The 7,622-nt window shown below is 70.2% G+C and carries 7 protein-coding genes and 1 pseudogene; 7 read left to right on the forward strand and 1 reads right to left on the reverse strand.

Annotation, left to right across the window (positions count from 1 at the left end; genetic code table 11):
- From ACLEQD_RS32245 to ACLEQD_RS32265, 5 genes and pseudogenes are all read left to right on the forward strand, one after another.
- Positions 1-384 (forward strand): annotated as a pseudogene (locus ACLEQD_RS32245) (vegetative protein); the annotation flags it as partial.
- 1,072 nt (positions 385-1,456) lie between these two features.
- The gene (locus ACLEQD_RS32250) at positions 1,457-2,566 is read left to right on the forward strand and encodes a 3-oxoacyl-ACP synthase III family protein (RefSeq protein ID WP_410389339.1); all 1,110 of its coding nucleotides are present in this window, start codon (positions 1,457-1,459) and stop codon (positions 2,564-2,566) included.
- A 45-nt stretch (positions 2,567-2,611) separates the two neighbouring features.
- Positions 2,612-3,229 carry a DUF2378 family protein gene (locus tag ACLEQD_RS32255; RefSeq protein WP_410389334.1) on the forward strand — a complete coding sequence of 206 codons (618 nt, stop codon included), beginning with the start codon at positions 2,612-2,614 and terminating at the stop codon, positions 3,227-3,229.
- Positions 3,230-3,270: 41 nt separating this feature from the next.
- A complete protein-coding gene (locus ACLEQD_RS32260; RefSeq protein WP_410389335.1) occupies positions 3,271-3,786 on the forward strand; it encodes a hypothetical protein in 516 nt (171 codons plus the stop codon).
- A 113-nt stretch (positions 3,787-3,899) separates the two neighbouring features.
- Positions 3,900-5,339 carry a hypothetical protein gene (locus ACLEQD_RS32265; protein WP_410389336.1) on the forward strand — a complete coding sequence of 480 codons (1,440 nt, stop codon included), beginning with the start codon at positions 3,900-3,902 and terminating at the stop codon, positions 5,337-5,339.
- Between the two features lie 24 nt (positions 5,340-5,363).
- Here ACLEQD_RS32265 and ACLEQD_RS32270 read toward each other — a convergent pair whose 3' ends face one another.
- Positions 5,364-5,846, reverse strand: a complete 483-nt coding sequence (locus ACLEQD_RS32270) for a nuclear transport factor 2 family protein (protein ID WP_410389337.1) — start codon at positions 5,844-5,846, stop codon at positions 5,364-5,366.
- A gap of 111 nt (positions 5,847-5,957) precedes the next feature.
- Here ACLEQD_RS32270 and def point away from each other — a divergent pair, with 111 nt between their 5' ends.
- Together def and ACLEQD_RS32280 are read left to right on the forward strand one after the other, a co-directional pair.
- Entirely contained in the window at positions 5,958-6,497 is a 540-nt protein-coding gene (gene def, locus ACLEQD_RS32275; protein WP_171414014.1) for a peptide deformylase, read from the forward strand.
- Between the two features lie 38 nt (positions 6,498-6,535).
- Entirely contained in the window at positions 6,536-7,228 is a 693-nt protein-coding gene (locus ACLEQD_RS32280; RefSeq protein WP_410389338.1) for a sterol desaturase family protein, read from the forward strand.
- Positions 7,229-7,622 lie beyond the last annotated feature (394 nt).

A 7,622-nucleotide genomic window follows, 5' to 3' on the forward strand; every position in this document is an offset into this window, starting at 1 on the left:
GCGAAGACGCCGGCCACCAGGGCCGCGCCCGTGAAGACAGCCGCGCCCGCCGCGAAGTCCCCGGGCCGCCCGCCGAAGGCCGCCGCCGCGGAAGACAACCAGGCCTGCGCCGTCATCGGGTGCAAGCGCCAGAGCCGCACCAAGGGCTACTGCGCGGCGCACTACCAGAAGCTGCGCCTGCTCATCCGCACGGACCGCCGCCCGGACGCGTGGGTGGATGGCGCCCGGCCGCAGTCGGTCCCGGACGTCACGCTGCCTCGCGGTCGCGCGGGCAGCCAGGCGCTGAAGGAAGCCGCGAAGCCGGCCGCGCCCGCCGCTCCGCCCAAGCCCAAGGCCTGGCTGCGCAAGAAGGGCTCCAGCGGCGGCATGGTGTCGCTGACCTGACGGAGGACGTCGTCCGCGCGCCTCCCCGCGTGGCGGGTCGCCCGGGGCGGCCCGCCGTGCGTGCCTCGGGCCCGACACGCGTTGCTTCCTTCGGTTGACAGGGGGCCCGTGGAGGTGTGAATCCCGGCCCCATGAGCGAGCAATATCCAGTCACCGTCGCGGTCCGCCGTCCCGACGGTCAGGTGGAGCAGGTCCGGGTGGGCACGGCGTACAGGAACGACGAAGGCTTCACGCTGCAGCTGGGTGAGCTGTCCATGAGCGCCACGCCCGTCGCGGCGGCCCCGGCGGCCTACCGTCGCCCCGCGGCCTCGGGCGCCCCGTCCGGCGGTGGCGGAGGAGGGGCGGCGACGGCACGCTCCTCCCCAACTACGGCCGCAGCAAGGGCGCCCCCGTCTACGGCGCCAGCCTCCAGGACCTGGAATTCTACGCCAACGGCGCGCGCCGCTCCCTGGCGGACCCCAGCAAGTCCCGGTGGCACGACAAGGAGCGCCAGCTCCTGGCCGCCATCGAGACGGAGATCGCCCGGCAGCGCGGTGAGGGTGGTGGCGGCGGTGAACCCCCCGCGCGTGGCGGAGGCCGGGGCGGGGGTTACGGCGGCTACGGCGGCAACCCGCCGGACGACGGCGACATCCCGCCCCCCGGCGACGACGACAACATCCCGTTCTGAGGGAAACCCTCTGGCCCCGCGGCAATCGACAGCCGCGGGAGATCCAATCGGGCCCGCATGACGCAAGACAGGGGGAGCGCGGTGTCTTGCGGTACCGCGGGCCGTTGACTTTCTTGAGCAGATGAAAGACACCGTGAGCGCTTCCGGTGTTCACCAAAAGTGAATGGACACACCGCGTGCGGTTCATTCCGCTTCGGTTGCTTCACTTTTGAATCCTTCCCCATCCTGCGGATTTTCCTCACTTCAGGGGCTGTTCAGTCATCGCGTGTACTTCACGCATGAAGCAGCCAAAGGAAGGAACTCCGTCTTTCCAAGGGTTTAGGAGGTGGCCTGGAACGTGCTCTATGCACGCGTGCCAGGGAATCCATCCCGTCCGGCGAGGCTGTGAAACGCGAGGCCATGGAAATGACCGAACGGGTGTGTGTCGTGGGCGCCGGTTCCTTCGTCCCCACGAGGACCATCTCCAACGAGCGGATCGCCAGGGCCATCCCCGGTTGGTCGGCCGCCCGCATCGAAGAGAAGATTGGCATCAAGGAGCGCCGCTTCCTCTGGGACTTCGACGATGAGACGGGCCGCGCCATCCCGCCGCCGGACGACGTGCAGGGGCGCTTCTACCCGGCGACGAACACGGACATGTGCGAGGTGTCCCTGCGCCAGGCGCTGTCGCGCGGCGGCGTGGACCCGAAGGAGCTGGACGCGCTGTTCGTGGTGACGTGCACCCCGGACGCGCCGCACTTCAACCACGACGCCATGGTGCTGCACGAACGGCTGGGCCTGCGCGAGGACGCCTTCGCGCTGGTGGTGGACGACGGCTGCGGCGGCACGCCCTACGTGCTGGACCTGGTGCGCAAGATGATGGAGGGCGGCCGCTTCCGCACGGTGGCGGTGGTGGCCTCGGCGTTCACCTCGCCGCTGCTCAACCGGGAGGTCTACACGGACGAGCTGCCCCCCACGCCGGGCCGCCCCAAGGCGCTCAATGCCTACCTGTCCATGTATGTCTTCGGGGACGGCGCGGGCGCGGTGGTGCTGCGCACGCAGCAGGGGGAGGAGGACGGCCCGGGCATCCTCTCTTCCTTCTCCGGCAACGCGTACGCGGAGCTGGTGTCGCGCCGGGGCGGCGGCATGCTGAAGCTGCCCTACCAGCCGGGTCGCACGCGCCCGTCGGAGATGGCCTTCGTGGTGGACGGCTTCAAGGTCGCGCGCAGCTACCCGGAGTACATGCAGAAGTGCCTGGACGCGGTGCTCACCCCCGCCGTGCGCGAGCAGGTGAAGCGCTACTACTTCCACCAGCCCAACAAGCGGGTGATGGACGCGTTCGTGAACCGCGCGGGCCTGCCGAAGGAGGCCGTGGCCTGCAACGTGGACCGGATTGGCAACACGTCCGCGGCCGGGATGTTGATTCTCCTGGCGGAGGACCTGGAGCAGGGTCGTGTGGCACTCGGCAGTGGGGACCTGGTGGTGGTGGCGGCCGTGGGCGCCAACGTCCATTATGGGGCCCAGCTCGTGCGGCTGTAGCGCGCACGGGTGTTCATCTCCTCCCCCCCGGAGATTTCCCCCTCTATGAGTGAGCAGCGCAAGGAAGCATCCGGCTTGGAGCCGGCCATCGCGCAGGACCTGGAGAAACGCCTGGCCCTGGCGACCCCCGACGACACGGCCCGAGGCATGTTCTTCAACGGCGCGCTGAACGCGGTGCGCATCCTCGGCGGCGACGCCGCGGTGGAGAAGTGCCTGGCGGTGGTGCCGGAGAAGAAGTTCGTGGACTTCTTCAACTACCCGGTGTCGGGCTTCCTGAAGCTGTCCTTCACGGGAGCGCAGCTGATGGGGCCGCAGCTGGGCGGCTTCGACGCGATGTTGCGCAAGATGGGCACGCAGGCCACCACGGACTTCCTGTCGTCGGCGGCGGGCAAGACGCTGCTGCTCCTCGCGGGAGACAGCCCCAAGCGGCTGGTGACGAACCTGCCCACGGGCTACCGCGCGGCGGTGAGCTACGGCGACCGCAGCGTGGAGTGGTCCAGCGACCGCGCGGGCAAGCTCCTGATGAAGCGGGACTTCATGCCGCCCGCGTACCATGAAGGCGTGCTCCAGGCGGTCATCGAGGCGCTGGGCGCCCGGGGCGTGCAGGTGAAGGGCCGGCAGACGGGCCCGGTGGATACGGAGTACGCGCTGTCCTGGCAGTGACCGGAGCACGAACCCCGCGGTCCTGAAGGATGGGTTTGAACATGTCTCAAGGACAGGCGGGTGCCCCGGTGCGGCTGCAATCCGGCACCGAGTGGGTGTATGCCTTTCGCTCGCAGGAGGACGCCGCGACGCCGCCGGATGAAGCGGTGTGCGCGGCGGCGCCCTTCGCCCCCACCGTGAAGCTGGGCGCGGGCCTCTACGTGCCCGCGGGCGACGGCAACCACGAACGGGTGGGCTCGGCGACGGCCTGCTTCCGGCTGACGGACCGGGCCTTCACCCCGGGCACGCAGGTGCCGTTCTACGCGCGCTTCCTCCTGCCCGTGGGCGCCTTCACCGCGGTGGGCGAGTGCACGCTCATGAGCAACGACCAGCCCCAGGCGGGCGTCGTGCTCGCGGGCGGCACGCTGAAGCTGGTGGAGGTGCCGCCGGGCTTCGCGGGCGGCATGCTGTCCAACCTCAGCGTGTTCAACCCGCTCAAGCTGCCCGGCTTCGCCACCGGCTCGTACTACACGCTCTACACCTTCCGGAAGGAAGGCCCGGGCACCCCCAGCCCCTGAGGGAAGTGCCCTGCGCGCCGGTCCCCCGCCCGGCGTGTCCAGGTGAACAGGAATGTCGGGGATGCCTGGGAGAATGCGTCCCTGGGCATCCGACGCCAGCTCGAGGGGGACGCATGGAAAGCAGGTGGAAGCCGCTCTACGAATCGCTCGGCTATCGGCCGCCCGCGACAGGCCGGGACGCGCCGGAAGCCCCGCCGCCGGAGGACACGGACCTGCCCCTCCTGGGCCCGGAGGAGCTGGAGGCGCTCAAGTCCGCCTTCCTGCGCGAGCCGGAGGACGTGCTGCGCTGGACGGAGAGCGGCCTGGGCGCGAGGGTCACGGTGGGCGCGTTCGTGGAGGTGCTGCGCGAGCTCGAGCTGCTCTTCACGGACCCGGGCCAGCTCCAGGAGCGCCTGGACGCGACGGAGCGCCACGCCCGGCAGGGGACGGGAGGGCTGCCCGCGGACTTCACCTTCCCGCTGAGGACGGAGGAGATCCCCATCGACCCCACGCGCACGCGCTTCGAGCCCCAGGCGGACCTGCGGGGCTGGCTGTTGTTCAGCGGCCCCGTCTGGCTGGAGCAGGGCGCGGCGGCGCGGCAGGCCCCGTTCCGCTGGCACTTCGGCGCGAGGAGCCGCTTCGTCTATCCCATGCGCGAGCCGGAGCCGGGACAGCCGGTGGAGGTCGCGCTCTTCGCGGACTTCGGCACGGGCGAATACGCCTCGCGGTACATCGCCCGGCAGCTGGTGATGCGCGGCGAGCGCCTGGACTGCGCGGTGCACCTGGGCGGCGTCTTCTACGCGGGCCGCCAGGGCGAGTTCGACGCGCATGTGGCGCAGCCGCTGGAGCCGCTGCTCGGGACCACGGCGCTCTTGACGCTGAACGCGCCGCCGGAGATGCGCTCGGGAGCGGGCGCCTACTTCCGCTACCTGGACGAGCGGCGGGGCGCCGGCCCCCGTCACCCGCAGGAGGGCAGCTACTTCTGCCTCGCCGCGGAGCGCTTCCAGCTCATCGGCCTGGACACCGCCTGGTTCGAAGCGGGTCGCCACCGCGAGCCCGCGCTGCTGCAATGGCTGGAGCAGCGCCTGTCGGAGGGGCGCCGGCGCGGAGCCATGAACATCCTGCTGAGCCACGCCGCGCCCTACGGGCCGGACGCGAAACAGCTGGCCCCCCTGGTGACGGAGGACCTGCGGGCCCTGGTCGTGGAGCGCGAATGGGTGGACCTCTGGTGCTGGGGAGGGGCCCAGGCCGGAGCGCTGTACGACCGGGCACCCGGCCTGCCCTTCCTCGGCGCCAGCCTGGGCCACGGGGGCTTCCCCGCCGAGCGGAGGGATGCCCCGGAGTCCCCGGTGGCACCGGTCCGCTTCTTCGAATCCCGGCCGCGCTTCCCGGAGTGGACGGGCGTGCGCCAGGACCGGGGCAACCACGGCCACGCGACGCTCTGGCTGCACGCGGACGGCACGGCGTCACTGCGCTTCACGGACTGGATGGGACAGGTGCGCTGCGAGGCAACCCTGTCGCGCCAGGGCCCCAGGGGGCCCGTGACGCTGAAGACGCTCGACGTGAGGGAGTGAATCAGGGGCCCTCGGGCTCCGCCCTCAAGCTCCCTCGATGCCGCGCTCCTTCATGTACTTGCGCAGCCCGGCGGCGCCCTGGGAGCGCACCTTGTTGTGCAGGAGCGGCGTCCACCCGAGCGCCCAGCCCACGGGCCCCAGCGCCTGCCGTGACCAGGTCCAGAAGGGGAACCGGTCGGTGTGGCGGAGGATCTTCCCGTCAGCGAACTCGAAGGTCGCGTCGATGCGGTTGAGCACCTTCCGGCCCGTCTGGCTGAAGGTGTAGCGCGCATCCCAGTGGGCGCTGCCGGTGCGGTCATCGGCCTGGACCTGGCTGAAGACGAGCTCCAGGTCCTTGCCGCGCTCCAGCAGCATGCGCCACATGGAGGTGACGCCCGCGTAGCGCAGGTTCTGGAACACGGCGTCGTTGAACTCCACGTCGGGGTGGTAGCAGGCGGCCATGCCGTCCGCGTCGCGCCGCTGGAAGGCCGAGTAGAAGTCGGTGATGAGCTGGGAGTGCGGGTGCATGTCGACGGTCTATCAGACCCGTCCGGCGGAGCGCTCGGGGCCGCCCGGACGGTGCGCCGGCGCGCGGAAAGTGCCGAGCAATGGAGGAAACCGCATGGCAGAGTCGCGCGCATGGCTCGCGACATCGTCATCTGGCCCCACAAGGTTCTCACCACGTCCACGCAGCCCGTGACCGACTTCGGCCCGGCGCTCGAAACACTCCTCCAGGAGATGTCGGAGGCCATGGCGGAAGCCAAGGGCATCGGCATCGCGGCCAACCAGGTGGGAGTCCCCCTGCGCGTGGCCATCGTTGGCCGGGAGGACGGCACCCAGTTCGAGATCGTGAACCCCCAGCTGCTGTCGAAGGAGGGGAGCGTGAAGCTGGAGGAGGGCTGCCTCTCCGTGCCGGACGTGTGGGAGAAGTGCCCCCGCGTCGAGCGCGTGAAGGTCCGCTACCAGGACAAGACGGCCCAGTGGCACGAGCTGGAGGCGGAAGGGCGGCTCGCGCACGTGCTCCAACACGAAATCGACCACCTGGACGGCCACGTCTTCGTGGACCACCTCTCCAGCCTGAAGCGGACCCTCATCCTGGACCGCATGAAGAAGCTTCAGAAGTCGCTCGCACGCCGGAAGGAAGAGCCCTCGGAAGGCAAGGGGACGAAGCGCTCCTAGCTGACGGTGAGATGAAGGGGCGCGCTACGCTCGAGCGCATGGAAACGCGCCCCGTCCCCCGTCAGGTCCAGGCCTTCCGTGAGGAGTACCGGGCCCGGAGCATCGGGCCGGGCTACCGGGGCCAGGCCCACTTCGCCTTCACCAGCCTCGTCTGCCTGGGGGGAATCGCCCTGGCGCTGAGCCGGGTGGAGGCCCCCCGCCTCTGGGAGCTGCTCGGGGTCCCCGCGGTCATCGCCCTCGCGAACACGGTCGAGTTCCTCGGCCACCGGGGCCCGATGCACCACCGCACCAGGGGACTGGGGCTCGTCTTCGAACGGCACACCGCCCAGCACCACCGCTTCTTCACCCACGAGGCGATGACCTACGAGTCCCCCCGGGACTTCAAGATGGTGCTCTTCCCGCCGGTCCTGCTCCTCTTCTTCCTGGGAGCCATCGCCGCGCCGCTGGGAGCGCTCTGCTTCCTGCTGATTTCCCCCAACGCGGGCTGGCTCTTCATCGCCACGGCGCTCGGCTACTACCTCGCGTACGAATGGGTCCACTTCGCCACGCACCTGCCGAGCAACCATTGGAGCGCCAGGCTGCCCGGCATCTCGTTCCTCCGGAGGCACCATCAGGTGCACCACGAGCCGGGCAAGATGGGGCGCCACAACTTCAACATCACCTTTCCCCTCGGAGACGGGCTCTTCGGAACCCGCTGGCGCGCCCCGCTGGATGAGGAGCAGGGGAGGTGACGGGGGAAAGAAGAAAGCCGGAGCGGGGGGTTCACACCTTGGAACGGCGTACCCATATCCCCGGCGGTTGGGGACGAATGATCAGGCCCGGATCAACAAGGGTTTGACGCCGCCGAACCGAAGCGTTAGACACTGGACCTCCGCGCAGCGAGCCGCCGGCCCCAGGGCCCTCGGGACGCCAGCACGGGGAAGAAAAGGATCGACGAAGGTTGTTGATCCCGAACGCGGCGAAGAGGTAGAAGCCGCGCCCCGCCCGAATGGATCCGAACGAAGCAGTTCGGAACGCAGGGCGGACAGCAGCAAACGGTCGCCACCAAAATGGTTGATCGCGGATGCGGTGGTGGTACAAGCCGCGCCCCTCGCTTCGAAGCCCGCGCACTGGCGCGGAAGGCAC

It is taken from the genome of Corallococcus sp. 4LFB, from assembly GCF_046520365.1.
GTDB lineage: Bacteria > Myxococcota > Myxococcia > Myxococcales > Myxococcaceae > Corallococcus > Corallococcus caeni.